Genomic DNA, 24,033 nt, shown 5'->3' on the forward strand with positions numbered 1-24,033 from the left:
CGCAGGTCGTACCGACTACCCTTCGCAGACCGGGAAGTAGACGAGACCGACGACGAACCCGTTAGGTGAGGAGCCCTCTTTGGCCTGTGACCTGTGGCTGGTACCGCTCGTCGACGTGTTGTGCCACACCCCTGACAACCCGTTCGCGGAGGAGCTCGCGCAGTACAACAAGGTGCTGGCCGAGGCGGGCCTCCCGCCCGTGCCGGTGTACCAGTACATGCCGGGCCTGTCCGGGGACGTCGCCCCGGTGGCCGGCTTCGACTACGACGCCCTGCACTTCCTGCGCCGCGCCTATCTGCTCCAGGTGTGCGGCCTGCCCGTGACCCCCGTCGACGCACTCGGCGGCGACTACGAACAGCTCCTGGAGATGTTCGAGGCCACGGCCCAGCAGTCCCACCTGGTCTGGCACTACGACCACGCGGGCGCGTACGTCCCCGTCGACTTCCCGCAGCCGCTGTCCAACGACGAACTCCTCGCCGGGGGCGGCCCGTTGGGCTCCGCCCAGTCCTTGCTGCGGGAGCTGGAGAAGGTGGCCCCGTCGATCGGCATCGACCCCGCCAACCCGCCGGCCGCGCCGCAGCCGCCCTCGGCTCCGACCGAGCTGGAGGAGCCCGCCGTGCCGGCGCCGTACGACCCGAGTCCCTTCGCCCGCGAACGGCATGTGTGGCTCGGGCTGCACGCGGCGGCGACGCGGAGCCTCGCGCAGGGGTCGATGATCGTCTTCAGCTGAGCAGGTCCTCCAGTTCCGCGGCGAAGAGCAGCGCGGGGTCGAGACCCATGCCGGAGAAGTGGCCCGCCAACTCCAGGGACAGCACGCCGTGCAGGCGGGTCCAGAAGGCCGTCGCGCGGTGGAGGGCGGCGGGCGGGGCGGGGTGGCCGGCCGCCCAGTCGCGGTGGGCGGCGAGATGCTCGTCGAAGGGCGTCGCCGGCCCGGACCGCGGCAGCGCCGCGCACGCGTCGAGCAGGACGGCCATGATCTCGGACGCGATCACGGTGATGTCGTCGGGCGCGTGATAGCCGGGGACGGGCGTGCCGTAGACGAGGAAGTACCGCTGGGGGTCGGCGAGGGCCCAGCCGCGCAGGGCGTGCGCGAGCGTCGCCAGAGCGGGCTCACCGGGCTCACCGGGCCTGCGCGGCCGAGCTGGTCCGGCGGTCTCACCGGTCGCCGCGGCACCTGCGGTCTCGGTGGTCTCGGCGGTCCTGGTGACCTCGGCGGACTCCGCCGCCGCGACGGCGGCCGCCGCGTGGAAGGTGTCGGCGAGGCTGCGGTACGCGTCCCTGATCAACTCGGTGATCAGCTCGTCGCGGCTGCCGAAGTAGCGGTACAGCGCGGGCCCGCTCATCCCCATCTTCCTGGCGATCGCGTTGAGGGAGAGCGCCGAGGCCCCCGCCGCGGCGATCTGCTCCCACGCCCGTTCCTTGACTTCCGCGCGCACCTGGGCCCGATAGCGCTCACGCGGACTCTTCGCGTTCTCCGTGTCAGCCATGAGTTAGAGGCTATCACTGAAGTTATTGACACTCCCTTTCGCGATCCGTTAGAACCTATAACGAACGCGAGGCCGACTAGCGGTCGAGCGACCAGCGCCGTGGAGGCCGTCATGAACGCCGAAGGACTCGTCGAGGTCGTCCTGCCGGGCAAGGTCGAGCCCGAGGGGCTCCAGGTCCGGCACGGGGGGGCCGTCCCCGCCCCTGGGCGCGGGCAGGTCGTGATCCGGATGGAGGCGACCGGCGTCTCCTTCGCCGAGCAGCAGATGCGCCGCGGCCGGTACTACGACCAGCCGCCGTTCCCGTTCGTCCCCGGCTACGACCTCGTCGGCGTCGTCACCGCGACCGGCGAGGGCGTCGACCCCCGCCTCGCCGGCGCCCGGGTGGCCGCGCTGGTCAAGGTCGGCGGCTGGGCCAGCCATGTGGTCGTCGACGCGGCGGACGCGGTGCCCGTGCCCGCAGGCGTCGGCGCGGCGGAGGCGGAGACCCTGGTCGTCAACGGCGTCACCGCCTGGCAGATGCTGCACCGCAAGGCGCGTGTCCGCGCCGGCCAGACGGTCGTCGTGCACGGCGCCAACGGCGGCGTCGGCTCCGTCCTGGTCCAACTCGCCCTGGCCACGGGCGTGAGGGTGATCGGCACCGCGTCCGCGCGCCACCACGACGCGCTGCGTGAGCAGGGCGTGACCCCCGTCGACTACCGCGCCGAGGACATGGCCGCGCGGATCCGCGCCCTCGCCCCGGGCGGGGTGGACGCCGTGTTCGACCATGTCGGCGGACCCGGCATCGTCGACTCCTGGCGGATGCTGGCCCCCGGGGGCACGCTCGTCTCCTACGGCAGCGCCTCCACCCGGGACGCACAGGGCTCGAAGCAGACGCCGGTGCTCAGGCTGCTGGGCCGGGTGTGGCTGTGGAACGCGCTGCCGGGCCGCCGCCGCGCGTACTTCTTCAACGTCTGGGCCGGGCGGGCCCTCTCCGAGACCCGGTTCCGGGCCCGGCTGCGCGCCGACCTCACCGAGGTCTTCGCGGCGCTCCAGCGCGGGGAGATCACCCCGCGGATCGCCGCCCGCCTCCCCCTCGCCCGCGTGGCCGAGGCCCTGCGACTGGCAGAGTCGGGCACGGTCGCCGGAAAGGTCGTGATCACCCCCTAGCGCCTGCCCCTGACATGCGTGTGCCCCTGGCCGGGGTCACCGGTCAGGGGCACACGCGTCGTGCTCGGAGGCGGACGGTCAGAGGAAGGAGTTGATCTCGATCGTCTCGTCCCGGCCGGGGCCCACGCCGATCGCGGAGATCGGGGCGCCGGACATCTCCTCCAGCGCCTTGACGTAGTTCTGCGCGTTCTTCGGCAGGTCGGAGAACGACTTCGCCTTGGTGATGTCCTCGGACCAGCCCGGGAGGGTCTCGTAGACCGGCTTCGCGTGGTGGAAGTCCGTCTGCGAGTACGGGAGCTCCTCGACGCGCTTGCCGTCGATCTCGTACGCCACGCAGACCGGGATCTGCTCCCAGCCGGTGAGGACGTCGAGCTTGGTGAGGAAGAAGTCGGTCAGGCCGTTGACGCGGGTCGCGTAGCGGGCGATGACCGCGTCGAACCAGCCGCAGCGGCGGTCGCGGCCGGTGGTGACGCCCCGCTCGCCGCCGATGCGGCGCAGCGCCTCGCCGTCCTCGTCGAACAGCTCCGTCGGGAACGGGCCGGCGCCGACGCGGGTCGTGTACGCCTTGAGGATGCCGATGACCCGGCTGATCTTCGTCGGGCCGACGCCGGCGCCGGTGCAGGCGCCGCCGGCGGTCGGGTTGCTGGAGGTGACGAAGGGGTACGTGCCGTGGTCGATGTCGAGGAGCGTGCCCTGACCGCCCTCGAACAGGACGACCTTGTCGTCCTCCAGTGCCTGGTTCAGGACCAGGACGGTGTCGGCGACGAACGGCCGGAGCTTCTCCGCGTAGCCCAGCAGCTCCTCGACGACCTGGTCGACGGCGATCGCGCGGCGGTTGTACAGCTTCGTCAGCAGCTGGTTCTTAACGTCGAGCGCCGCCTCCACCTTCTGGGTGAGGATCGACTCGTCGTACAGGTCCTGCACACGGATGCCCACGCGGTTGATCTTGTCGGCGTAGGTGGGGCCGATACCGCGGCCGGTCGTGCCGATCTTGCGCTTTCCGAGGAAGCGTTCCGTCACCTTGTCGACAGTGACGTTGTACGGGGTGATGATGTGCGCGTTGCCGCTGATCAGCAGCTTCGACGTGTCGACGCCGCGCTCGTTCAGACCGCTCAGCTCGGAGAGCAGGACCGACGGGTCGACGACGACGCCGTTTCCGATGACCGGCGTACAGCCGGGGGACAGGATTCCGGAAGGGAGAAGGTGGAGTGCGTACTTCTGGTCGCCCACGACGACCGTGTGGCCGGCGTTGTTGCCGCCCTGGTAGCGCACTACGTAGTCCACCGAGCCACCGAGCAAGTCGGTCGCCTTCCCCTTGCCTTCGTCACCCCACTGAGCACCGAGCAGCACAAGTGCGGGCACGCGCGTACACCCCTTCCGGGTGGGGCATGTCCAGGGTCAGGGGCGTACGCGGAGGCGCGTGCGACCGCGTGCACCACGACCCTCGTCGGTCGTGGTCCCGCGACCGTCACTGGCCGCCGCGCGACCGTCGTCGGCCGCACACCGTCGGACCCGGATGCCCCGGAATAGACGAAGCCCCTGGCGCAATAGCGCAAGGGGCTCTTGCACAAAGATGCTACCCGAGGAAGCGAGGCAGGACCGAGGTGGCGACTATCGCGACGCCGGACCAGTTGCTGGTGATCATCGATCCGGTCGCCCGGAGGACGGACGGAGAGTCCGTGCGGATAGCGAAAGACGTGCTCAGCGCGGGTGCGGCGAGTACGAAGGTCTGTCTGCCGGACGGGCCGGAGGAGTTCGCGCGGGTGCTGGCCCGACGGGGTTCGCGGCGGCCGGTGGTCGTCGGGGACGACCGGGCGCTGTTCCGCGCGGTGTCGTTGCTGCACCGGCGGCGGGAGCTGGCGGAGTGCGTGCTGTCGGTCGTGCCGGTGGGCGGCATGCTGGGCGTGGCACACGCCCTGGGGGTGCCCAAGGGCGCGGTGGCGGCGGCACGGGCGGCCCTGGACGGGGCGGAACGGCGGCTGGACCTGCTGGTGGACGACAGCGACGGGGTGGTGCTGGGCGCGCTGCGGATACCGCCCGTGCCGGGGAGGGACGGGCGGGGCGGGGTGCGCGGCGGGGGCGGTGCCTCCGGGGGTTTGTACGAGCTTGAGATCGGCGAGGACGGCGGGGGCGGGGTCGGCGGGGCCGGGATCCGCTTCGGCGGCGGAGGCGGTGGGGGTGGCGGCGCCGGTGAGGGTGTCCGGCCCTGGCCCTGGTTGCGCAGTTGCCAGTCCTTCGTCCGCACCCTGGTCCCCGCTCTGCCCTCCCGCCCCGGGTCGCCCCCTCCCCCGCCGGGACCGGCACGGCTGCGGGTCGAGGTGGACGGGGTGACCCTGGTCGACCTGGACCAGCCGGTGGAGGCCGTCTCGGTGACCGCGGACACCGCCGGCACGGCGATGGTGCGGGTACGGCCCCTGTCGGTCGGCGCGGAGGCGTCCCCCCTGGAGGCCCGCGGCCGCACGGTCACCGTCACCGGCGCGGACTTCCGCTACGGCACGGACGCGACGGTGGCGGGCCCGGTCCGCAGACGCACATGGGTGGTACGGGAGGGCGCGCTGGGGCTGGTCCTGCCCTCGGGGCGGTGAGGGGAGCTCTTGAAGGCAAGGGGAGTCACCCCCCGGAGGGTCGGGCAGGGACCAGGCGGCTCAGGGACCGAAGGTCCGGTCGCGGTGGGTCCGCCAGCGTTGCATCAGTGCTGCGAGTTCCCCGTCGATGAACTCGAAGAAGGCGAGGGTCTCGGCCATGCGGCGGCCGGCCGGGGTGCCGGCGCCGAGGCTGGTGACGCCTTCGCGCAAGGACGCCTCCCAGCGTTTGAGGACGGCCTCGCGGTTGGTGAGAGCCTCGTACCACTGGTCGCTGTGCACCCGGTAGCGCTCGCGACGTGAGCCCGGCTCGCGCTCGCGGGAGACCATGTGCTGTTGGGCGAGGTAGCGCACCGCGCCGGAGACCGCGGCCGGGCTGATCCGCAACTGCTCCCCCAGTCCGGCGGAGGTCATGGCGCCCTCGTCGCTGGAGAGCAGCGCGGCGAACACCCGGGCGGGCATGCGCTGCATCCCGGCCTCGACGAGCTGCGCCGCGAAGGATTCGACGAACCTGGACACGGCTTCGGCGTCACGCCCGCCCGCGCTTTCGGCCGTCTCGCCGTCCACCGCTCCGCTCGTCCCCGCCTCCGACATGCGCCCGTCCATGGGATCCATCCTAGTCGGCATTCATACGGTTCCTTATCTTCACAAAGTTCTGAACAAAGCGTACGTTCTGAAGCATGACCAAGGTGATCACCGTGGCCGGACTGAACAAGTCCTTCGGCCGCACCCGCGCACTGGACCGCCTCGACCTGGAGGTGGAGGCGGGCGAGGTGCACGGCTTCCTCGGGCCGAACGGCGCGGGCAAGTCCACCGCCATCCGGATCCTGCTCGGCCTGCTGCGCGCCGACTCCGGCACGGCCCGGGTCTTCGGCCTCGACCCGTGGGCGGACGCCGTCGAGGCGCACCGCCGCATCGCCTACGTCCCGGGAGACGTGACGCTCTGGCGGAACCTGTCCGGCGGCGAGGTCATCGACCTGCTGGGGCGGTTGCGCGGGGGTCTGAAGGCGGGGCGGCGCGCCGAACTCACCGAACGCTTCGAACTCGACCCGGCCAAGAAGGGCCGCACCTACTCCAAGGGCAACCGGCAGAAGGTGGCACTGGTCGCCGCCTTCGCCTCCGATGCCGACCTGCTGATTCTCGACGAGCCGACCTCGGGCCTCGACCCCCTGATGGAGGAGGTCTTCAAGGAGTGCGTCCGGGAGGAACGGGACCGGGGGCGCACGGTCCTGCTGTCGTCGCACATCCTGAGCGAGGTCGAGGAACTCTGCGACCGGGTCAGCATCATCCGCAAGGGCCGGACCGTGGAAAGCGGCTCGCTCGCCGACCTGCGCCATCTGACACGGACCAGCATCACGGCCGAACTCGCCTCTCCGCCCGACGGATTGGCGCACCTGCCCGGCGTCCACGACCTGGACGTCCGCAGCCGCCGGGTCCGCCTCCAGGTGGACACGGACCGACTCGACGCCGTGTTGCGGTCGTTGAGCACTTCCGGCGTCCGGTCGCTGACATCGACTCCTCCGACGCTGGAGGAACTGTTCCTGCGGCACTACCAGGACGATCCCGAAGAGTCGGCTTCCCGATGACGACGGCGACAGCGCATGCGACGGCATCGACCACGAGGGCTCGATTCACCGGGACCGGAACACTGCTGCGGTTCGCGCTCCGCCGCGACCGGGTGCTGATCCCGGTCTGGGTCGGGGTGAACGTCCTGATGGTCCTCACCATGCCGAGGACCCTCGGAAGCCTGTACGGCACCGCCTCGGAACGCACCGACCTGCTGAGGCAGGTGTCGGCCAACTCCTCCCTGCGCGCGCTCGTCGGTCCTGTCTTCGACGACTCCCTCGGCGCCCTCACCGCTTGGCGCGTGGGCGTCTACGCGGGTGTGCTCGCCGCGGTGACGAGCCTGCTGATCGTCGTCCGGCACACCCGGGACGAGGAGGAGAGCGGACGCCTGGAGCTCCTCGCCTCGGGGGCGGTGGGCCGCCGGGCCCCGCTCACGTCGGCGCTGCTGGCGGCGGGCGTCGCCAACGCGGTGCTGGCGGTGCTGGTCACGGCGGGGCTGGCGGGGCACGGGGTGGCCGGGGCGGTGGCCTTCGGACTCGGTCTCGCCGCGGTCGGCATGCTGTTCGCCACCATGGCGGCGATCGCCGCACAGCTCACCGAGAGCGCGCGGCTCGCCCGCGGCTTGACCTCGGCGGTGCTGGGCGCGGCGTTCGTGCTGCGCGCGGCGGGCGATTCCGCCACGGCCGACGGTTCGTCGGCGCTGACCTGGCTCTCCCCGCTCGGGTGGCTGGAGAACCTGCGGGCGTTCGGGAACGAGCGGTGGTGGGTGCCTGCGCTGTTCGCGGCGGCGGTCGCCACGCAGGGCGCGATCGCCTACGGCCTCGCGGGCCGCCGGGACGCCGGCCTGAGCTTCCTGCCCACCCGGCCGGGATCGCCCGCGGGACGGCTCGGCACGGCCGGGGCTCTGGCCTGGCGGCTGCAACGGGGGGCCGTTCTCGGCTGGAGCGCCGGATTCTTCCTCGCCGGAGTCGTCTACGGCTCACTTGCGGACGGTGCGGCCGAGCTGGTCGGCGACAACGCGCGGGCCCGCGAGATCCTCGAGCGGATGGGCGGCCGGTCCGGCGTGACCGACGCGTTCCTCAGCTCCATGATCGGCATGCTGGGTTTGATCGCCACGCTGTTCGTGGTCGCCTCGGTGCTGCGGCTGCACGGCGAGGAGACGTCGGGGCGGGCGGACCCCGTGCTGGCGAGCGCCGTGGGGCGGCTGCGGTGGGCTGCGGGCCATCTCGCGATCGCCTTCGCGGGCTCCGCACTGATCATGCTCCTCGCCGGCCTGGGTTTCGCCGTGGGCCACGGCCGGCAGACGGGGCCGCTCCTCGGCGCCTGTCTGGTGCAGGTGCCCGGGATCTGGACGATCGGCGGTCTCGCGGTCCTCTTGTACGGCCTCACCCCCCGCCTGGCGCCGGTCGCGTGGGGCGTGGCGGCCGCGACCCTGCTGCTCGGCTGGATCGGTCCCGCTGTGGACGCCCCGCGTCCGATCCTCGACCTCTCCCCCTTCCCCCACCTCCCCAAGCTGCCCGGCGCACAGATGCACTGGCCCCCGACCTTGGCCCTGGCCCTCATCGCGACGGCCCTGACGGCAGCAGGTCTGGCGGCACTGCGACGCCGGGATCTGACGACGTGAGAGAAGCGCGGGCGGACATGACCGAGCGGGCGGCGCGTCGGACCGCCCTGCCCAGTCGCGCGGCGGGCGGGCCTGCCCGGACGGCGTGGTCGGCGTGGTGATCAGCCCACCTCCACGCGCAGTCCCTCCAGCCCACGGATCACGAAGTTCGGTTTGCGGGACGGAGGGGCCGTCGGCCGCAGGGTCGGGGCCTTCTCCAGCAGGGCCGTCATCGAGGCCGCCAGTTCGAGGCGGGCCAGGGGCGCGCCGATGCAGTAGTGGATGCCGGCGCTGAAGGAGATGTGCGGGTTGTCCTTGCGGGTGAGGTCCAGCTTCTCGGGGGCGGCGAACACCTCCGGGTCGTGGTTGGCGGAGCCGAACAGCATCGCGATCTCCGCTCCTCTCGGCAGGACCGTGCCGTCGATCTCGATCTCGTCCAGCACCCACCGCTCGAAGAGCTGCAGCGGGGTGTCGTACCGCATCAACTCCTCCACGGCCGACGGCACCAGGGAGTGGTCCGCGCGCAGGGCGGCCAGCTGGTCCTCGTTGCTGAACAGCGCCCACCAGCCGTTGACCGTGGCGTTCACCGTCGCCTCGTGACCGGCGTTCAGCAGCAGGACGGCGGTGGAGATCATCTCCTGCTCGGTGAGCCGGTCACCCTCGTCGTGCGCCGCGATCAGCCCGGAGATCAGGTCGTCGCCGGGCTTCTCCCGGCGGGCGGCGATCAGCTCCCGCAGGTAGGCGGAGAACTCGACCGACGCCCGGACCGCCCTCGCCGCCGTCTCCTGCGACGGGTTCAGCTCGTACATCCCGCAGATGTCCGCCGACCAGGGGCGCAGCGGGGCCCGATCCGCCTCGGGGATGCCCAGCATCTCGGCGATGACGGCGACCGGCAGCGGCTCGGCGACATCGGTGAGCAGGTCACCGCCGCCCTTCTCCACGAGCGCGTCCACCAGCTCACCGGCGAGCTCGCGCACATACGGCTTCAGCCGCTCCACGGTCCGCGGCGTGAACGCCTTCGACACCAGACGCCGGATCCTCGTGTGGTCCGGCGGCTCCAGATCGAGCATCCCGTGGTCGTTGAGCGTGTGGAACGGCTCGTGCTCCGCCGGGGGCGCCGTCCGCCCGAAGTCCTCGTGCGTGAACCGGTGCTGATACGTCCGCCCCAGCCGCCGGTCCCGGAGCAGCGCGGACACATCGGCGTGGTGCGGCACGAGCCACTGGTTCGTGGCCTCGAAGTACCGCACCCGCCCCTCGGCCCGCAGCTCGGCGTAAGCGGGGTACGGGTCGGCGAGGAACGCCGGGTCCCACGGATCGAAGTCAGCCATGCGGGGACGCTAACCCGGGGCGCCAGGCTCTGACCAGGGGTCTTCTCAAGATGGTCGATCAAAGCGGTGTAGGCGGAGGTGGGACGTCGAGGGCGGCACGGGCCGGCGCTTCGCAGTCGCGGACGGCGACAGGCGAAGCCCCGTGACCGGCGTCGGCATGAGGTGATCAGCCCGGTGTCACCAGGCGGGCCTCGTAGGCGAACACCGCCGCCTGTGTGCGGTCCCGCAGGCCCAGCTTCACCAGGATCCGGCTCACATGCGTCTTGATCGTGGACTCCGCCACCACCAGCCGCTCCGCTATCTCCGCGTTCGACAGCCCCTGGGCTATGAGGACCAGCACCTCCGTCTCCCGTTCGGTCAGGTCGCCGTAGGACGCCTGGGCGGCGCGCGGCAGCCGGGGCGCCCCGGACAGCTTCGAGAACTCGGTGATCAGACGCCGGGTGACGGACGGCGCGAGCAGCGCCTCCCCCGTCGCCACCACCCTGACCCCGTCGGCGAGTTGGCGGGCCGACGCGTCCTTGAGGAGGAAGCCGGAGGCTCCCGCCCGCAGGGCCTGGTACACGTACTCGTCGAGGTCGAACGTGGTCAGGACCAGCACCTTCGCCGCGCCGTCGGCGGCCACGATCTCCCGTGTCGCCTCTATGCCGTTCAGCTCCGGCATGCGGATGTCCATCAGGACGACGTCCGGGGCCAGTTCACGCACCCGTTCCACCGCCTGCCGGCCGTTGACCGCCTCGCCCACGACCTCGATGTCCGGCATCGCGTTGAGCAGGACGGAGAAGCCCTCCCGGACCATCATCTGGTCGTCCGCGATCAGTACCCGTATGGTCATGCGCCACTCTCACCCGTCGCCTGCACCGGCAGGAACACCGCCACCTCGTAACCGCCGGCCTCTGTCGCCCCGGCCGTCATCTCACCGCCCAGCATGGACACCCGCTCCCGCATTCCCGTGATGCCGTGCCCCGCGCCGGGTGAGGGCTTCACCAGGGACGGCCGCGGCGGCGGACCGTTGACTATGCGCAGGCCCAGACCGCCGAGGACATAGGAGACCTCCACCTTGGCCTCCGCGCCCGGCGCGTGGCGCAGGGTGTTGCTCAGCGCCTCCTGGACGATGCGGTAGGCCGACAGCTCGACGCCCGGCGGGAGTTCACGTATCGCCCCGGTGACCGTCTTGTCGACGCCCAGGCCCGCCTCCCGCACATTGGAGAGAAGCCCGTCCAGGTCGGCCAGCATGGGCTGGGGGGCGTCGGGCGCCTCGTAGTCCTCGGCGCGGACGACGCCCAGCACCCGGCGCAGCTCCGTCAGGGCCGCGACCGCGTTCTCCCGGATGGTGGCGAAGGCCTTCTCCAGCTCGGGCGGCGGGTTCTCCACCCGGTAGGGCGCGGCCTCCGCCTGGATGGCGACCACCGACATGTGGTGGGCGACCACGTCGTGCAGCTCGCGGGCGATGGTGGTGCGCTCCTCCAGGAGCGTGCGCCGGGACCGCTCGTGCTCGGTCACCGTCTGCTGCGCGGTCACCTCCCGCTCGGCCTGCCGGCGTATGTGCCAGACGGAGACGGCGAGCAGGGCGAACGCGGAGAAGACCAGCATGGGCTCGACGTCCGTGGGGTGGCTGTCGGTGAACACCGTCTCGGCCAGGAAGCCGTAGGCCGCCGTCACCAGCCACATCCACGCCGCCGTGCGCGGCCGGGTGCGCACGGCCACCACCACCATCACCGTCAGGTGGGCGATGAAACTGCCCGGCAGCCACGGCCACATGCCGCCGTACACCGTGCCCATGGCGCCGACGAGCGAGCTCGACAGGAGCGACAGCCAGAACGCTCCGGCCGGGCGGACCAGCGTCAGCAGCACCGGCACCAGGACGAACGCGGCGCACAACAAGCCCGTTCCGTTGGATCTCTCGTCCACGGAGACGACCAGTGCCGCGAGCGCGCCGAGGGCCACGACGACCGCGTGCCACCGCCAGGTGGCGTACTCCCGCTTGCGGCCCTTCAGCCGGCGGATGAGGAAGCCGTCGGGTTCCCTGGGCGGCAGCGGACGGTAGGCGAAGGCGTTCTGGAAGAGGTCCTGACGCAGTCCGCGCAGGGCGTCCGCGGCCGCCCTGAACTCCGGACTGCGCGGCTGGTGGGCGCCGGGCCGGCGGTCCGGGGGCGTCGAGTGCGTCTGCGTCGTCTGGGTCACGATGAAAACGGTAGGCGGGAGCGGGGCTCCCGGTCGTCACCAGTGAGGGGGGTTCTGCGAGGTCCCTCTCAAGTACTACGGGTCGCGGGGGTCAGTATCCGGAGGGGCGGACCAGGCCCGACTCGTAGGCGAACACGGCCGCCTGCGTGCGGTCGCGCAGACCCAGTTTCACCAGGATGCGGCCCACGTGTGTCTTCACGGTCTGCTCGGCGACACACAGGTGCGCGGCGATCTCCGCGTTGGACAGGCCCTGCGCGATGAGACTGAGGACCTCCGTCTCCCGTTCGGTGAGATCACCGACGCGCTCCTTCAGCGGGGTGCGCGGCGAGCCGTTCAGGCGGGAGAACTCGGCGATCAGTTTGCGGGTCACGCCGGGCGCCAGCAGCGCGTCACCGGCCGCGACGATCCGGACGGCCTCAGCGAGCTGCTCGGCGGAGGCGTCCTTCAGCATGAACCCGGACGCGCCGGCGCGCAGCGCGTCGTACACGTACTCGTCGAGATCGAAGGTGGTGAGCACCAGCACCTTGATCTCGGGGGTCTTGACGGTGATGCGTTCGGTGGCCTCGATGCCGTTGTGCTCCGGCATGCGGATGTCCATCAGCACGACGTCCGGGGCGAGTTCCGCGACCTTCTCGACGGCGTCCTTGCCGTCGACCGCCTGGCCGACCACCTCGATGCCGGGCTGCGCGTTGAGCAGCACGGTGAAGCCCTGCCGGACCATCTGCTGGTCGTCGGCGATCAGTACGCGGATGGTCCCGCTCGTCATGTGAGGTCGTCTCCTGTCGTGGTCGGCTGCCCGGACGCGGGTCTCGCCGGCAGGGCCGGGAACTCGGCCGGTGACTCGGGCGTCGTGGGGCGCGGTTCGGGGAAGATCAGTTCGAGGTCCGCGGACGGCTCCAGGGCCTCGGCCGGCGGGGGCGCGGCGCCGTCCTTCGGGAGGAAGGCGGACACCATGAACCCGCCGTGCAGCGTCGGATGCGCGCTGACGTGACCGCCGAGCATCGCGGCCCGCTCCCGCATCCCGAGCAGGCCGTGACCGGCGCCCGGGGACGGCCGGACCGGCCCGCTCGGGCGGGAGTTGACGACCTCCAGGTGCAGACCACGCGGCTCGTGCGTGATCCGTACGCGCACGCTCGACCCGGGCGCGTGCCGCAGGACGTTGCTGAGCGCCTCCTGCACCATCCGGTACGCCGACAGCTGCACGCCCGGCGGGTACGGCGGCGTCTCGCCCTCGATCTCCGCGACGACATGCAGCCCGGCGGCCCGGGTGTTGTCCAGGAGGGCGTCGAGACGATCCAGCGTGGGCTGCGGGGTGGCCGGGGCGGAGCCGGTGCCGGCCGCGCCGAGCCCGTAGGGGTCCTCGGGGTTCTCGGAGCGCAGCACGCCGAGGACGCGGCGCAGTTCGGCGAGCGCCTCCAGGGCGTTGTTGCGGATCCCGGCGAGGTTCTCCTTCAGTTCCTCGGACGGGTTCTCCACCAGGTGGGGGGCCACCTGCGCCTGGATGGAGATCACCGACATGTGGTGGGCGACCACGTCGTGCAGTTCACGGGCGATGCGGTTGCGCTCCTCCAGCAGTGTGCGGCGGCCGCGTTCCTCGGCGGTGATCGTCTCCTGCTCGACGAGCTGGCTGCGGGCCTCACCGAGCCCCCGGAAGGCGGTGCCGACGAGGACCACCGCGGTGAAGATCCCGAGGGTGGCGATGCCCGTCGACGTGTAGGTCGCCCCGCCGATCAGGCCCTGGAGCACCCAGGTCGTCACAGCGGTGGCGAGCAGCATCGTGAAGGAGACGCGCCGGCGCACCTTCAGCGCGAGGAGGAGGAACACGATGGTGTGGGCGACGACTTCGGGCGGCGTCCAGGGCCACGGGGGCCCCGGCAGCGGATGACCCACGAGGGCCGGGCGGGCCGCCACCGCCGCCGCGACGGTGGCCGCCAGGGACAGCGCCCAGGCCGGGGCCGGCCGCCACAGGGCGGCGATGACCGCGCTCCCCTGCGCGAACGACACCGTCACCGCCAGCTCCGTGCCCAGGTTGTAGCGGCCGAACTGCTCGTTGCCGGCCAGTGCGATGCCCAGAGCGATGTAGCACACCACCACGTACCCCGGCACCCGCAGCCAGCGCGACACGCGTCGTCGCGGCGAGCCCCCGGAGCCGATCGCGCCGGTCGCTGCGCGCAGGCGGCCGAGGAGGGACCGGCGTGGCGCCGCGAGGGCGGTGCGGTCGGCTGCGCTGCTGGTCTCCTGACCGGTCATGGCCTCAACTCTAGGCATCGTGAAGCGACTTGGCTCGCGCCGTCTCCGAGCGGTACCGGACGTGGACCACCCGGGACCGGCCGCCGCGGACCCGCCTCGACCGCTTCCCGGTTCGGCTCTCGAAGCCGTGGAACGCCGCGCAGCAGACGCCGAGGACGAGGGCGAAGACCGGCAGCCACAGGAGACGGACCGCTATCCAGTGCGGGTCGTCCGGGGAGGTGTGCAGGCCTGGCAGGGGACCTGCGCGCAGGGCGGTGGCGGTGGTCGCCATCAGGGCCGTCTGGTGCCAGAGGAAGAGCGTCATCGCGGAGAGGTTCACCAGTGCCACGGCCGTCCAGGCCAGCGGCCTCTGCATCGCCCGGCGCAGACGCTCGCGCAGCAGAAGGGCCAGACCGCACTGGGCGAGGCCGAAGGTCACGGCGGCCAGCGTGGGCGGGTTGAGGTTCGACACGGCCGCACCGGGGACGCCCACCATCGACGCCGGGTAGCCCGCCCAGCCGACGAGCGCCGCGGTCGTCACCGCGCCGCCGACGAGCAAGGTCCAGCCGGCGCGCGGGCGTTCCAGCTCGCCGCGCGTCCAGGCCGCCCCCAGGGTGTACGGCACCAGCCAGCCGGCCGCCAGATTCACCCAGCCGAGCCAGGCGGGACCGCCGAGGCCGAAGCGCACGAGGTCCACATGGAGGACGACGGCCAACGGCCACAGGGGGTTCAGCCGAGCCAGCAGCGGGGTCGCCGCGGTCAGCGCCGCGAACACCAGCAGGAACCACAGCGGGGACAGCGCCAGCTTCAGCACGGTGTGCAGGGTGATGGGCGTCGCCCCGCCCAGGAGAAGGGAGACGGCGATCGCCGTCCACAGCGCCAGGAGGGCCGCGACCGGGGTGAACAGGCGGGCGAGCCGTTTGCGCAGCCAGCCGCCGTAGGTCTCGCCGCGCGCGCGTGAGGAGATGCGGCTTCTCGTCGCCACATGGCCGCCGACCATGAAGAACAGCGCCAGGGTCTGGAACGTCCACGAGACGGGGGCCAGCCAGGGCATGGACGCCAGCGGGCTCGCCGCGCGGAGGGCGCCGCCGGGAGAGGCGACCAGGGCGGTCACCAGCCAGTGACCAAGGATCACACCGAGGATCGCGACGGCCCGGAGGGCGTCCGTGGCTCGGTCCCTCGTAGGGGCGGGGGTGAGGTGGCGGAGTTCACGCATGGGTCACCTCCTCGGTCCGGCCCAGGACGATCCGGGTGATGTTGCTCAGGGATTCCGACCGCGGCCGGAAGTAGTCGCTGTGGCCTCCGGGGCCGGCGGTGAAGACGTCGGCGCCGAAGGAAGGGGACATGGGGTCGGCGCCGAAGCCGAGCTTCGTGCCGAACAGGTCGACCTCGGCGTGCGGTACCTCCGCCACCCAGTCGTCTGCGCCCCGGGCCGCCCAGACCCGCGCGCGGGTGCCCAGCTCTCCGGCCGAGTCCGCGCCCGTCCCCGGGCTGCCCAGCAGGACCAGGTCGTCCACGTCCAGGCCGTCGGCGGCGCGGCCGCACACGACCGAGCCGTACGAGTGGCACAGGAGACCGACGTGGGCGGAGGGTCCGGTCACGGCTCGCAGGTCGTGGACGAACTCCCGCAGCACCGGGGCCGCTTCCTCGGCCCGGTCCGCGGTGGCCGCCGTGGTGCTGACCGTGCGGGGAGTGGTGTAGCCGAGCCAGGCGATCACCGCGGTGCGCCGGCCGGCGGGGGAATCCTGGGCGAGGCTTCGGTGCAGGGCCGCCGCCGCCCTGTGGAAGCGTTCGTAGGTGTCGAGCGAGGTGTCCGAGCCCGGTATCAGGATCGCCACGCGTTCGGCGCCCGCGAGGTCGCCGAGGACCTCGACCGCGCGGCCCGTGCCCCGGCCGTCGAAGGCGAGGAGATCGCGGGAAGCACCGGCCAGCACGTGATCCGCCTCGGCGCGGTGACGGTCCCCGTGCTCCGCCGCCATCCGCGACGCCAGCTCGGCGTTGGCCCGGTTGGCGGCGTAGGTCTGCGTCAGGGTCCGCGCCGTCAGCGGAGCGAGGTCGGCGGGCGGCGGGGCGGGGACGTGGGGGCGGGCCGCGGCGGAAAGGGGGACCGCTATGGCGGCCGTGATCAGGACGGCGAGGAGGGCGCGCAGACAGCGCCGGGGCAGCCTCGACCCGGGCTCCCTTGACCTCGGCTCCGCTTCCGGTGCCGCGCCGTTCCGGCTGCGCTTGCGCCTCGTGTCCGCCTGCATCGCCCCGCCCCTCCCGTCCCGGCCGCCCGGGCATCGGGCGTCACAGGATGGGAAGTTACGGATCAGCGGTCGTCGTCAGCGTCCCGCCTCAGGACTCTTCTTCGGCGTAGCTCCCAGGTACTACAGGTACTACGGGTGGGGTCGGGGGCGGGGCCCTGCTGTACGGGCACAGCCTGTGTCGCCGTCCGGTCCCTCACCATGCCAGTTGTGCGATCTCCTCCGCCACCACCGCGCACGCGTCCGCCAGCGGGTCGATCAGCGGGAAGTGGCCGACGTCCTCCAGCAGCGTCAGGCCCACCATCTCGCCCGCCTTCGCCGCCGCGTCCGCGTACGACTCGGCGACCGCCTGCGGGACGACCAGGTCGGTGCGGCCCTGGACGAGGGTCGTCGCGATGCCGGTCGGGAGGAGCAGCGCGGGGTCGGCGTACGGCTGCCTCTCGGCGAAGTGCTCGTCGCCTCCGAGGAGTTGCCGGGCCGCGTTCCCGCAGACGTCCAGTTTCCCGGCGACCTCGAAGTCCGCGATGGGGGCGAGTGCGACGACGCCCCGGAGCGGGGGCGGGCCGCCGGTGCGCCACGGGGCGTCGGCGGGCAGGACGTGCCGGGCCGCCGCCCACAGGGCGAGGTGGCCGCCCGCCGAATGTCCCGTGAGCACCGTGCGGCGGGGGTCCGCCTGCGGGAGGGCTTCGCGGGCCAGGGCGGGGAGGGCGTCGAGGGCGGCGGCCACGTCGTCGAAGGTGTGGGGCCAGCGGCCGGCGATCGGGGCGTGGGCTGATTCCTGTGCCGCCCGCTGTTCCTGGCCCCGGCGGTACTCCACGTTCGCCACGGCGAAGCCTCGTTCGGCGAGGTAGGCCGCGAACGGGGTGATGTGCCGTCGGTCGTACGGCGCACGCCAGGCGCCGCCGTGCAGGACGACGATCAGGGGGACGGTGTCGGTCGGGGCGCTGCCCTCGCGCGGGGCGTAGAAGTCGATCACCTGGTCGGGGTGGTCGCCGTAGGAGGCGGTGGCGTCGGGGGCGACCGCCGGGTGCGAAAAGGCCGACTCCTCCTCGGCGGCGGCCCGGGCTGCGACGGCGTCGTCCGGCATGCTCCAACCTCTCAGCGGCGAAACGGGGTTCTACGAGTGGGGTGGCGGACCAGGTTTGGGATCGGCCGTTGGCGGGGACGGTATCAGGCCCGTGACGTGGGGGGACACGGGGATATGACGCCGGATCAGGGGTTCGGCGGTTCTGCTCGGCCGCGCTCGGGGGTGGGGGGTGGTTTTGGGGTGGCGTGGGTCGGTGGGCGTGGGGGCGGGTTCGCTTGCCGCAGCTTGTGGGGCGCCCTGTGTCGGGGTGACCGGGGGGCAGGGTTTCGCTCGCCGCGCTTGCCGGGTGCCGCTGCGCCCACCCTCCCCCACTCTCGGCTTCGCTCGAGCGGGGGGACCCCCATCGCCCCAGCGGCACCACTCCCCGCAGCTGGGCGGCTGGGGCGGGAGGCGGACAGCTCAAGGCGCGGCCGGCCGCAGCCGGGGCGAGGGGTGGGCGGCCGTAGCTGGGGTGAGTGGGCGGCCGCACCCCCGGATGCGGCCGCCTGTGGGTCAGAGAGTCAGGGTTTCCGCCAGGGTGCGGGCTGCCTTCTCCGTGTCCGTGTAGGTGACGTACAGCGGGGTGAAGCCGAAGCGGAGGATGTCCGGGGCGCGGAAGTCGCCCACCACGCCTCGGGCGATGAGGTGCTTCATGACGGTCGCGGCGTCCTCGCAGCGCAGGGCCACCTGGCTGCCGCGTTCCTCGTGACGCACCGGGGTCAGTGACTCCACGCGGCCCTCGGGGACGTACTCCGTCACGCACTCCAGGAAGAAGTCCGTCAGAGCAAGGGACTTGGTCCTGACCGTGTCGATCGAGACGCCCTCCCACACCTCAAGGGCAGCTTCGAGGGCCAGCATGGACAGGATGTCGGGGGTGCCGACGCGCCCTCGCGGCGCCCCCGCGGCCGGCTCGTAGGCGGGGCGCATGCCGAAGGGCTCGGCGTGCGAGTTCCAGCCGGGGAGCGGGGAGTCGAAACGGTCCTGGAGGTCGCGCCGGACGTAGAGGTAGGCCGGTGAACCCGGTCCGCCGTTCAGGTACTTGTAGGTGCAGCCGACCGCGAGATCCACGCCGTGCTCGTCGAGGCCCACCGGCAGGGCGCCCGCGCTGTGGCACAGGTCCCAGACGGCGACCGCGCCCGCCGCGTGCACGGCGGCGGTGAGCGACGGCAGGTCGTGCAGCCGTCCGGTGCGGTAGTCGACGTGGTTCAGCAGGACCGCCGCCGTGCGGTCCGACAGGGCCGCAGGGACGTCGGCCGGGGCGAGGGGCCGCAGCCGGCAGCCGGTCATCCGGGCCGCCGACTCGGCTATGTAGCCGTCCGTGGGGAACGTGGTCGCGTCGACGAGGATCTCGTCCCGCCCCGCTCCACCGCCCGCCGTCGCCATACGCACCGCCGCCACAAGTGCCTTGAAAACGTTGACACTTGTCGAGTCGCCCACGACGATCTGGCCGGCCGCCGCGCCCACGAGCGGGGCGATGCGGTCACCGATCCGCTCGGGCGCCGTCCACCAGCCGCTCTCCTCCCAGGAGCGGATGCGCAGTTCGCCCCACTCCCGGCGGACGACCTCCTCCAGCCGGCCGGGGACGGACGCGGGCAGCGCGCCGAGCGAGTTGCCGTCCAGGTAGACGTCCCCGTCGAGCAGGAACTCCGAACGCTTGAAGGCAAGTCGGTCGTCGGCGTCCAGTTTCGTTGCCTTGGAGGCGAGCTCAGACATAGGACCTCGCCGTCCACAGCTCCGGGAAGACGTTCTTGCGGGCGCGCTTCTCCAGCCAGGCCACGCCGGCCGAGCCTCCCGTGCCGGTCTTCGCGCCCATCGCGCGCCGGGTGGCGACGAGGTGGTCGTTGCGCCAGCGCCACACCAGTTCGGCGACGTCGGTCAACGCCTCGCCCAGACGGGCCAGTTCGTCGCTCTCGTCGCCCGAGTACAGGGCGGTCCAGGCCGCCTCGACCTCCGGCGACGGCTCGTACCGCAGCGACACGTCCCGCGTGAGCACGGCGTCGGGGATCGCGTGTCCGCGCCGCGCGAGCAGCCGCAGCACCTCGTCGTAGAGGCTCGGCTCGTGCAGGGCCTTCTCCAGCTCGTCGTGGACGCGGGGCGCGCCGCGGTGCGGGACCAGCATGGACGCGGACTTGTCGCCGAGCAGGAACTCCATCCGCCGGTACATCGCCGACTGGAAGCCGGAGCCCTCACCGAGGGCGGAGCGGTACGCGTTGAACTGGGCCGGGGTGAGCTGCCCGAGCGGCTTCCAGGAGGCGTTCAGCGCCTCCAGCTCCCGCACGGAACGCTTCAGGGCGGCGATCGCGGTCGGCACGTCGTCGGAGCGCAGGGCGTTCGACGCCGTCTCCCACTCGTGGACGATCACCGTGAACCACAGCTCCATCACCTGGGTGGTGACCAGGAAGACCATCTCTCCGGGATCGTCGGAGAGGGTGTGCTGGAGGTGGGTGAGCACGTCCGCCTTGACGTAGTCCTCGTACGGCGTCGTGCCTGCGAAGTCGAGGTTCGGGGTCTCGGGCTCGAGAGCCTCGTGAGCCTCCTGGGACATCGCTGTCTCCTGTTGTGTACTCCGGGTAGCGGTCCGCCCCTGCCGTTTTCGACAGGGGGCCCCGGTCCCCACGGGCATCCTCCGCAATCGTCACCCGAAAGTGCAAGGTCCGCCCGGTCACACCGAGAGCGCGAGGCCCGCCCGGCCACACCGGACGGGCCCGCTGCCGTACGGCGCCCGCTAGCCCAGCGTCTGGGCCGCCGTGGCCGAGGAGTCCTTCAGGAACTGCGAGCAGCGCTCGTACTCCTCCTGCTCCCCGATCGCCCCCGCGGCCCGGGCGAGGGCGTGCAGGGCACGCAGGAAGCCGCGGTTCGGCTCGTGCTCCCAGGGCACCGGGCCGTGCCCCTTCCAGCCGTTGCGGCGCAGGCTGTCCAGGCCGCGGTGGTACCCCGTACGGGCGTACGCGTACGACTCGACGACGCTGCCCCGCTCGAAGGCGTCGTCCGCGAGCTGCGCCCAGGCCAGGGAGGACGTGGGGTACCGGGCGGCGACGTCGGCGGGGGGCGTGCCGTCGGCGAGGAGCTCGCGGGGCTCGGGGTCGTCGGGGAGGTGGGTCGGGGGCGGGCCCCCGAGGAGGTTCTCGTGAATGGACATGGCCTCCAGTCTGTCACCGACGCGGCGGCCCGCCGGAAACCGGCCGAGCCCGGCGCCCCTCAGGGGGACACCGGGCCCGACCGCGGTGCGCGGACCGTCGGCCCGCGCACCGCGCTCACGTCACGCGCCGACAGCTCAGCGAGTGAAGTTGAAGTACTTCCACGGCCCGTACACCGTGGAGTTCACGTTGTCGCCGTTGTAGCCGTCGATGTACGCGGAGCGGACGCGGAAGCGGTAGCCGGCCGCGCCGTCGCCGTCGAGGGTGACGAGCGACTTGCCGTCCCTGCCCAGCCCGAAGTACTCGGGCTCGGCGCCCGCGTACCAGGCGCCCTGGACGTAGACCTGGAACTCGAGACGGGTGTGCCGGCCCGGGTAGGGGTTGTGCCAGGTGGTGATGAGCGGGTCGGCCGTCTGGTGGTAGGTCTGGTACCAGGTGTTGCCGAACTTCGTCCACTTGTAGTGGCGCGATAGGGTCGTCGACACACCGGCGCGGGTGCGCACGCCGGACACGGCCTGGGCCCAGCCGTAGCGGGCGTCGCCGGCGAAGACCGCGGTGACCGTGGTGTCACGGCTCATCCACATCGACGCGGACAGCTTGCCCTTGGCGTTGACGGTGCCGCGCTTGAGCAGCCGCTTGGGCTCCGGGCCCCACGGGTCGGCCCAGATCTCCACGACACGGTTCTTGTAGGTCGGGCCGAGGGTGGCCGTGTACGTCACCGTGGTGGCGTAGTTGACCGTGAGGCCGTTGCGGTCCAGGGTCAGCGCGGTCTTGGCGTGGGCGACCTTGACCAGCGCGGTCCCGGAGGCGGCCGAGTGCTGGGCGTCCCCGGCGTAGGCGACCTTGTAGGTGACGTTCCCGGAGGCCGTCGGGGTGTCCGTGAACGAGAACGCCCCGCCCGCGCCGAGCTTCTTGGTGCCGAGCGCCTTGCCCTGCGGGGCCTCGACGTCGAACCGGGTCACGGTGAGCGGGGTCCCGGCGGGCAGCGGCAGCGTCGCGGCGACCGTGCCGGAGACGGTGAGCGCCTTGGCGCGCTGGGCCGTCGCCGGCGCCTTGACGGTGACCGTCGGCGCGGACTTGGTCGGCTCGTCGAGGACCTGCAGACGCGGGTTGTTGTCGGAGTTGTTGGTCACCGCGAAGAGCCGGCCCCCACCGGGCTCCCAGGCGAGACCGCCGTCCTCGAGCTCGTCCCCGTAGCCGCTGCTGCCGGTGGCCGGGAAGTCGTACGTGCGCACGGACTTCGTCTCGCCGGTCCGGTAGACGAAGACGTCGCCGCTGGTCGACGAGTCGGTGCCCGCGGCGACGGTGCCGTCGGCGGCGACGGCCACGGCCGTGCCGTGGTAGCCGCTCGAGTAGGCGCCCACCTCGGTGAGGTCCGAGGTCTGCCAGACGCGGTGTGCGGTGCCGGGGTTGGCCGTGATGAGGCGGCTGCCGTCCGGCGTGTAGGCGAGGTCGGTGGTCTTGCCGGTCAGCGCGGTGGTGTTGCGCGCGGTGCGGGTCGCTGTGCCCGTCGTCACGTCGTACGTGGCGACGGCGAAGCGGTGGTAGTAGGAGCTGGCGGCCGCGATGACGTTCGGGTTCGCCGGCGAGGCGACCAGGTGCGGGGCGCCCGAGTAGTCGGTCTCGGCGTCCTGGTCCAAGGCGACGACGGGCTCGGCGCCGGAGACGTCGAGCGAGCCGATCGCGCCGTCGTAGTCGCCGCCGTAGCCGAACCAGACCTTGCCGCCGGCGAGGGCGACGTAGCGAGGGTCGGTGCCCTCGCCGGTCGCGTACCGGGCCTGCTCGGTGACCGCCGCGGTGTCCAGGGCCACGACCGCGTCGGCGCCCGGGACGGCGGCGTACAGGCGGCCCGAGTCGGCGGAGAGCGCGAGGCCGGTGACACCGGGCAGGCCGGTGACGGAGCCCAGCACCCTGCCCTCGTAGTCGGTGGCGACGACCTTGCCGATGTACGGGTCGCTGATGAAGATTTTCTTGTGGACACCGTCGACGACGACGTCACCCGTGGACCTCAGCGGCAGGACCTTGCTGCTGTCCGCCGCCGCCGAGCCCGCGCCGCCCACGATCAGTGCGGCGGAGCTGAAGAGGACCGCGAGCGCCGTCGCGGCCGAGAGAGTGCGCTTACGCACGATGAAGAGACCCCCCATTGGTCCTTCGCGTTCCCGACGGGAACGCGGAAACCGCCGCCCCGGACCGGGGCGCGGTGATCCGCAGCGTAGAGCATGCCCCTGACATCCCGCTCCCCGGATTACGGGGGGAGCGGCTTTCCGGACACACGAGGGCCCGGCGCCGTGCGGGAACACGGGCGCCGGGCCCTCGACATGCCGGAAACCGCTTGCCGATCCACTTCCCCCCAAGGAGGTGTTCGGGCCGGTCCGGCCAGGAACTACTTGATCTTCGTGCCCGCCGAGCGCAGGTGCTGCGTCGCCTCGACGACACGCGCCGCCATGCCCGCCTCGGCCAGCTTGCCCCAGGTGCGCGGGTCGTAGGTCTTCTTCGAGCCCACCTCGCCGTCGACCTTCAGCACGCCGTCGTAGTTGCGGAACATGTGGTCGGCGACGGGACGCGTGAAGGCGTACTGCGTGTCCGTGTCGATGTTCATCTTGACCACGCCGTTCTCCAGCGCGGTCGCGATCTCCTCCGCCGAGGAGCCGGAGCCGCCGTGGAAGACGAAGTCGAACGGCTGCGAGCCGGCAGGCCGGCCGAACTTGGCGGCGACGCCCTCGTTCAGCTCCTTCAGCAGGTCCGGGCGGAGCACGACGTTGCCCGGCTTGTACACGCCGTGGACGTTGCCGAAGGACGCGGCCAGCAGGTAGCGGCCCTTCTCACCGAGGCCGAGCGCCTCGGCGGTGCGGATCGCGTCCTCGGCCGTCGTGTAGAGGGAGTCGTTGATCTCGTGGGAGACGCCGTCCTCCTCGCCGCCGGTCGGCGTGATCTCCACCTCGAGGATGATCTGCGCGGCGCGGGCCTTCTCCAGCAGCTCCTGCGCGATGGTCAGGTTGTCGGCGAGGGTCTCGGCGGAGCCGTCCCACATGTGCGACTGGAACAGCGGGCCGAGACCGGCCTCGACGCGCTTCTGCGAGATGGCGAGCAGCGGACGTACGTACCCGTCGAGCTTGTCCTTCGGGCAGTGGTCGGTGTGCAGGGCCACCGTCACCGGGTACTTCTCGGCGACGATGTGCGCGAACTCCGCGAGCGCGACGGCGCCCGTCACCATGTCCTTGCTGTACTGGCCGCCCAGGAACTCGGCGCCGCCGGTCGAGATCTGGATGATGCCGTCGCTCTCCGCCTCCGCGAAGCCGCGCAGAGCCGCGTGCAGGGTCTGGGTCGAGGTGACGTTGATGGCCGGGTAGGCGAACTTGCCTGCCTTCGCCCGGTCGAGCATCTCGTTGTAGACCTCGGGGGTTGCGATGGGCATTCGTCCGCTCCTTGGGTGTGCGGGTTGGCGATCTGCGTTGTTACGGC

At 72.2% G+C, this 24,033-nt stretch carries 21 protein-coding genes; 5 read left to right on the forward strand and 16 right to left on the reverse strand.

The features are described 5' to 3' along the window. Window positions 1–79 precede the first annotated feature (79 nt). Window positions 80–730, forward strand: coding sequence for a hypothetical protein (locus EV567_RS10750; protein WP_130438599.1), 651 nt, complete (start codon window positions 80–82; stop codon window positions 728–730). Here EV567_RS10750 and EV567_RS10755 read toward each other — a convergent pair. Next, window positions 723–1,487 carry a TetR/AcrR family transcriptional regulator gene (locus tag EV567_RS10755; protein ID WP_130438601.1) on the reverse strand — a complete coding sequence of 255 codons (765 nt, stop codon included), beginning with the start codon at window positions 1,485–1,487 and terminating at the stop codon, window positions 723–725. The genes EV567_RS10750 and EV567_RS10755 overlap by 8 nt on opposite strands. Before the next feature lie 111 nt (window positions 1,488–1,598). On the opposite strand from EV567_RS10755, the gene EV567_RS10760 reads away from it, so the two are divergent. Then, a complete protein-coding gene (locus EV567_RS10760; RefSeq protein WP_130438603.1) occupies window positions 1,599–2,633 on the forward strand; it encodes a medium chain dehydrogenase/reductase family protein in 1,035 nt (344 codons plus the stop codon). Between the two features lie 78 nt (window positions 2,634–2,711). Here EV567_RS10760 and EV567_RS10765 read toward each other — a convergent pair whose 3' ends face one another. Further along, window positions 2,712–3,995 (reverse strand): adenylosuccinate synthase, encoded by a 1,284-nt coding sequence (locus tag EV567_RS10765; RefSeq protein ID WP_130438605.1) that lies wholly within the window; start codon window positions 3,993–3,995, stop codon window positions 2,712–2,714. A gap of 242 nt (window positions 3,996–4,237) precedes the next feature. Here EV567_RS10765 and EV567_RS10770 point away from each other — a divergent pair, with 242 nt between their 5' ends. Next, a complete protein-coding gene (locus EV567_RS10770; RefSeq protein ID WP_130438607.1) occupies window positions 4,238–5,218 on the forward strand; it encodes a diacylglycerol kinase in 981 nt (326 codons plus the stop codon). A 60-nt stretch (window positions 5,219–5,278) separates the two neighbouring features. On the opposite strand, the gene EV567_RS10775 is transcribed toward EV567_RS10770, so the two are convergent. Continuing rightward, on the reverse strand, window positions 5,279–5,809 hold the full coding sequence (locus EV567_RS10775) for a GbsR/MarR family transcriptional regulator (RefSeq protein WP_130439519.1): 531 nt from the start codon (window positions 5,807–5,809) through the stop codon (window positions 5,279–5,281). A gap of 86 nt (window positions 5,810–5,895) precedes the next feature. On the opposite strand from EV567_RS10775, the gene EV567_RS10780 reads away from it, so the two are divergent. Together EV567_RS10780 and EV567_RS10785 are read left to right on the forward strand one after the other, a co-directional pair. Then, window positions 5,896–6,801, forward strand: coding sequence for an ABC transporter ATP-binding protein (locus tag EV567_RS10780; protein ID WP_130438609.1), 906 nt, complete (start codon window positions 5,896–5,898; stop codon window positions 6,799–6,801). Continuing rightward, a complete protein-coding gene (locus EV567_RS10785) occupies window positions 6,798–8,405 on the forward strand; it encodes an ABC transporter permease (RefSeq protein WP_130438611.1) in 1,608 nt (535 codons plus the stop codon). Before EV567_RS10780 ends, EV567_RS10785 begins: the two co-directional genes overlap by 4 nt. Window positions 8,406–8,506: 101 nt before the next feature. Here the strand turns inward: EV567_RS10785 and EV567_RS10790 are convergent, their stop codons facing one another. From EV567_RS10790 to fbaA, 13 genes are all read right to left on the reverse strand, one after another. Then, the gene (locus tag EV567_RS10790) at window positions 8,507–9,712 is read right to left on the reverse strand and encodes a cytochrome P450 (RefSeq protein ID WP_130438613.1); all 1,206 of its coding nucleotides are present in this window, start codon (window positions 9,710–9,712) and stop codon (window positions 8,507–8,509) included. A 166-nt stretch (window positions 9,713–9,878) separates the two neighbouring features. After that, a complete protein-coding gene (locus EV567_RS10795) occupies window positions 9,879–10,544 on the reverse strand; it encodes a response regulator transcription factor (protein ID WP_130438615.1) in 666 nt (221 codons plus the stop codon). Then, a complete protein-coding gene (locus EV567_RS10800) occupies window positions 10,541–11,893 on the reverse strand; it encodes a sensor histidine kinase (RefSeq protein ID WP_130438617.1) in 1,353 nt (450 codons plus the stop codon). The genes EV567_RS10795 and EV567_RS10800 overlap by 4 nt, the downstream gene beginning before the upstream one ends. A 91-nt stretch (window positions 11,894–11,984) precedes the next feature. Continuing rightward, complete coding sequence (locus EV567_RS10805) at window positions 11,985–12,659, reverse strand: response regulator transcription factor (RefSeq protein WP_130438619.1); 675 nt, start codon at window positions 12,657–12,659, stop codon at window positions 11,985–11,987. Beyond that, entirely contained in the window at window positions 12,656–14,143 is a 1,488-nt protein-coding gene (locus EV567_RS10810; RefSeq protein WP_130438621.1) for a sensor histidine kinase, read from the reverse strand. Before EV567_RS10810 ends, EV567_RS10805 begins: the two co-directional genes overlap by 4 nt. A gap of 10 nt (window positions 14,144–14,153) precedes the next feature. After that, window positions 14,154–15,338, reverse strand: a complete 1,185-nt coding sequence (locus EV567_RS10815) for an acyltransferase (RefSeq protein WP_130438623.1) — start codon at window positions 15,336–15,338, stop codon at window positions 14,154–14,156. Then, on the reverse strand, window positions 15,331–16,371 hold the full coding sequence (locus EV567_RS10820) for an alpha/beta hydrolase (RefSeq protein WP_130438625.1): 1,041 nt from the start codon (window positions 16,369–16,371) through the stop codon (window positions 15,331–15,333). Before EV567_RS10820 ends, EV567_RS10815 begins: the two co-directional genes overlap by 8 nt. A gap of 193 nt (window positions 16,372–16,564) precedes the next feature. Beyond that, window positions 16,565–17,455, reverse strand: coding sequence for an alpha/beta hydrolase (locus EV567_RS10825; RefSeq protein WP_130438627.1), 891 nt, complete (start codon window positions 17,453–17,455; stop codon window positions 16,565–16,567). Window positions 17,456–17,947: 492 nt separating this feature from the next. Next, on the reverse strand, window positions 17,948–19,147 hold the full coding sequence (gene kynU / locus EV567_RS10830) for a kynureninase (RefSeq protein ID WP_130438629.1): 1,200 nt from the start codon (window positions 19,145–19,147) through the stop codon (window positions 17,948–17,950). Next, window positions 19,140–19,979 carry a tryptophan 2,3-dioxygenase family protein gene (locus EV567_RS10835; RefSeq protein ID WP_130438631.1) on the reverse strand — a complete coding sequence of 280 codons (840 nt, stop codon included), beginning with the start codon at window positions 19,977–19,979 and terminating at the stop codon, window positions 19,140–19,142. Before EV567_RS10835 ends, kynU begins: the two co-directional genes overlap by 8 nt. 180 nt (window positions 19,980–20,159) lie before the next feature. After that, window positions 20,160–20,573 carry a DUF3151 domain-containing protein gene (locus EV567_RS10840; RefSeq protein WP_130438633.1) on the reverse strand — a complete coding sequence of 138 codons (414 nt, stop codon included), beginning with the start codon at window positions 20,571–20,573 and terminating at the stop codon, window positions 20,160–20,162. A gap of 135 nt (window positions 20,574–20,708) precedes the next feature. Then, complete coding sequence (locus EV567_RS10845; protein ID WP_130438635.1) at window positions 20,709–22,697, reverse strand: Ig-like domain repeat protein; 1,989 nt, start codon at window positions 22,695–22,697, stop codon at window positions 20,709–20,711. 257 nt (window positions 22,698–22,954) lie between these two features. Next, on the reverse strand, window positions 22,955–23,986 hold the full coding sequence (gene fbaA / locus EV567_RS10850; protein ID WP_130438637.1) for a class II fructose-bisphosphate aldolase: 1,032 nt from the start codon (window positions 23,984–23,986) through the stop codon (window positions 22,955–22,957). Window positions 23,987–24,033 lie beyond the last annotated feature (47 nt).

It is taken from the genome of Streptomyces sp. BK239, from assembly GCF_004217285.1.
Classification (GTDB): domain Bacteria; phylum Actinomycetota; class Actinomycetes; order Streptomycetales; family Streptomycetaceae; genus Streptomyces.

Bases quoted from the DNA above. Each gene is read 5' to 3' on its own strand.
- EV567_RS10755 (WP_130438601.1), bottom strand. From the start codon at position 1,487: ATGGCTGACACGGAGAACGCGAAGAGTCCGCGTGAGCGCTATCGGGCC.
- EV567_RS10760 (WP_130438603.1), top strand. From the start codon at position 1,599: ATGAACGCCGAAGGACTCGTCGAGGTCGTCCTGCCGGGCAAGGTCGAG.
- EV567_RS10775 (WP_130439519.1), bottom strand. From the start codon at position 5,809: ATGTCGGAGGCGGGGACGAGCGGAGCGGTGGACGGCGAGACGGCCGAA.
- EV567_RS10780 (WP_130438609.1), top strand. From the start codon at position 5,896: ATGACCAAGGTGATCACCGTGGCCGGACTGAACAAGTCCTTCGGCCGC.
- EV567_RS10785 (WP_130438611.1), top strand. From the start codon at position 6,798: ATGACGACGGCGACAGCGCATGCGACGGCATCGACCACGAGGGCTCGA.
- EV567_RS10790 (WP_130438613.1), bottom strand. From the start codon at position 9,712: ATGGCTGACTTCGATCCGTGGGACCCGGCGTTCCTCGCCGACCCGTAC.
- EV567_RS10795 (WP_130438615.1), bottom strand. From the start codon at position 10,544: ATGACCATACGGGTACTGATCGCGGACGACCAGATGATGGTCCGGGAG.
- EV567_RS10805 (WP_130438619.1), bottom strand. From the start codon at position 12,659: ATGACGAGCGGGACCATCCGCGTACTGATCGCCGACGACCAGCAGATG.
- EV567_RS10810 (WP_130438621.1), bottom strand. From the start codon at position 14,143: ATGACCGGTCAGGAGACCAGCAGCGCAGCCGACCGCACCGCCCTCGCG.
- EV567_RS10815 (WP_130438623.1), bottom strand. From the start codon at position 15,338: ATGCGTGAACTCCGCCACCTCACCCCCGCCCCTACGAGGGACCGAGCC.
- EV567_RS10820 (WP_130438625.1), bottom strand. From the start codon at position 16,371: ATGCAGGCGGACACGAGGCGCAAGCGCAGCCGGAACGGCGCGGCACCG.
- EV567_RS10825 (WP_130438627.1), bottom strand. From the start codon at position 17,455: ATGCCGGACGACGCCGTCGCAGCCCGGGCCGCCGCCGAGGAGGAGTCG.
- kynU (WP_130438629.1), bottom strand. From the start codon at position 19,147: ATGTCTGAGCTCGCCTCCAAGGCAACGAAACTGGACGCCGACGACCGA.
- EV567_RS10835 (WP_130438631.1), bottom strand. From the start codon at position 19,979: ATGTCCCAGGAGGCTCACGAGGCTCTCGAGCCCGAGACCCCGAACCTC.
- EV567_RS10840 (WP_130438633.1), bottom strand. From the start codon at position 20,573: ATGTCCATTCACGAGAACCTCCTCGGGGGCCCGCCCCCGACCCACCTC.
- fbaA (WP_130438637.1), bottom strand. From the start codon at position 23,986: ATGCCCATCGCAACCCCCGAGGTCTACAACGAGATGCTCGACCGGGCG.